The organism is Pedobacter glucosidilyticus (assembly GCF_002483235.1).
In the GTDB taxonomy this organism is placed as follows: Bacteria; Bacteroidota; Bacteroidia; order Sphingobacteriales; family Sphingobacteriaceae; genus Pseudopedobacter; species Pseudopedobacter glucosidilyticum_B.
Window position 1 is genome coordinate 1 of the sequence record NZ_DLHN01000027.1, and the last position, 1,300, is coordinate 1,300.

Consider the following 1,300-nt stretch of genomic DNA (forward strand, 5'->3'; position numbering starts at 1 on the left):
GATTTAAACACAGTTCATAGCGAATGAAATGAAGCTATCCCTTCATGCAAGGCTTTTTATTACAAGAGACTGCTTCATTCTTCGCAGTGACAATTAGGCGAACACAGTGAAGCTATCTCTTCATGCAAGACTACTCCTTCATACAGGTTATAACAGAGAAGCCACGTAACTCGCTTGACAATTAGGCGAACACAGTAAAGCTATCACGATTGTTTTGTCATCGTAACGTAGTGAAGCGATCTCATCACCATCATTTTCATCGCGAATACAATGAAGCGATCTCATCATACCACAAAACGTTATACAACAGTTTTTAATCCACGTTTTTATAGAACTATCGTAATAAATTATTAACTTTATTTTTAAAATTTGCCGTTATGGATGTGAATCTAAATATTCTGAACCAGAAGTTGGAATTGATTCAATGGTTATCTACCATTGAAGATTCTTCAATTATTGAGAAAATTATGGATTTAAGAAAAAAGGAAAGCAAAGATTGGTGGAATTCTATTTCGGAAAGTGAAAAAGAATCTATTGAACTTGGTTTGAAAGATGCAGAATCAGGAAAACTAAATCCTCATTCAAAAGCTAGAGAATTATATGAAAAATGGTTATAAAATTCTTTGGACTGACAATGCGCTAAAAGAATTACAAAAAACTGTTGAATATTTACAGGAATATTGGACCGAAAAAGAGCTAAGAGATTTAGCTACCAACCTTGAGAATACTTTAAATCTAATTTCTAATAATCCATATCTTTTCCAAGCATCAGAAATTAAAATAGCTATTCGAAGAGCTGTTATTTTGAAATTAAACACCTTGTACTATAGGGTTAATGAAAATAATGTTGAAATTCTTTCATTCTTTTCAAATAGACAAAATCCTAAGAATAGAAAATTAAAATAACCCCTTGTATTAAACCAGTTAAGAACACAGTAAAACAACAATTTGGATATTACTTAGATCGCTTGTTTCCTGTTGAGTACACGAGATAACACGAATACACCATGCTCAGTAAAAACATTGAGAAGCTTTCTATGACCTACCCAACTTGAAATCACAAATTGTGATTTCAAGTTTTTAAATTCCTCCTTTGAAAGTTGAAACATGAAATCTTCTAGAACTCCCTTGCGCTCGTTTGCAACGCGTACTTATCATGGTTTAACGATTTTATCGTTGGTTTATCATCATCATAGCCACAGGTTTAAACCTGTGGCTATAGAAAGCCATAACAGTCCTCCTGAATTTGTCATCGCGAATGAAATGAAGCTATCTCTTCATGCAAGGCTATCCCTTCATA

The 1,300-nt window shown here is 33.2% G+C and carries 4 protein-coding genes; 3 read left to right on the top strand and 1 reads right to left on the bottom strand.

Annotation, left to right across the window (positions count from 1 at the left end):
• Positions 1-377: 377 nt before the first annotated feature.
• The gene (locus B2745_RS11505) at positions 378-617 is read left to right on the top strand and encodes a hypothetical protein (RefSeq protein WP_304066677.1); all 240 of its coding nucleotides are present in this window, start codon (positions 378-380) and stop codon (positions 615-617) included.
• A complete protein-coding gene (locus tag B2745_RS11510; RefSeq protein WP_304066680.1) occupies positions 601-906 on the top strand; it encodes a type II toxin-antitoxin system RelE/ParE family toxin in 306 nt (101 codons plus the stop codon). Before B2745_RS11505 ends, B2745_RS11510 begins: the two co-directional genes overlap by 17 nt.
• Before the next feature lie 53 nt (positions 907-959).
• Here B2745_RS11510 and B2745_RS17000 read toward each other — a convergent pair whose 3' ends face one another.
• Positions 960-1,109: an ORF6N domain-containing protein gene (locus B2745_RS17000; RefSeq protein WP_414691931.1), complete on the bottom strand. Its 150-nt coding sequence runs from the start codon at positions 1,107-1,109 to the stop codon at positions 960-962.
• On the opposite strand from B2745_RS17000, the gene B2745_RS11515 reads away from it, so the two are divergent.
• Positions 1,108-1,300 (top strand): hypothetical protein (locus tag B2745_RS11515; RefSeq protein ID WP_304066684.1); only part of this gene is annotated, 193 nt, incomplete at its 3' end. The two genes, B2745_RS17000 and B2745_RS11515, sit on opposite strands and share 2 nt — an antisense overlap.